Source organism: Paenibacillus xylanexedens, from assembly GCF_007676705.1.
Taxonomy (GTDB): Bacteria; Bacillota; Bacilli; order Paenibacillales; family Paenibacillaceae; genus Paenibacillus; species Paenibacillus xylanexedens_C.
The window spans coordinates 1-209 of record NZ_VEBF01001058.1; the positions used below are offsets into that span (position 1 = coordinate 1).

At 53.6% G+C, this 209-nt stretch carries 1 tRNA gene; it reads left to right on the top strand.

Annotated elements, in window-relative coordinates:
• Window positions 1-63: 63 nt before the first annotated feature.
• Window positions 64-136, top strand: a tRNA-Thr gene (locus FS628_RS31220).
• Window positions 137-209: the final 73 nt, after the last annotated feature.

The following is a 209-nucleotide window of genomic DNA, read 5'->3' on the forward strand; positions in this document are numbered from 1 at the left end:
TGGTAGAGCACTCGACTGTTAATCGAGTTGTCACAGGTTCGAGCCCTGTTCGGGGAGCCATTTGCTCTCATAGCTCAGTAGGTAGAGTGCATCCATGGTAAGGATGAGGTCACCGGTTCGATCCCGGTTGAGAGCTTTGAAAATGGGGCCCGTTGGTCAAGGGGTTAAGACACCTCCCTTTCACGGAGGTAACAGGGGTTCGAATCCCC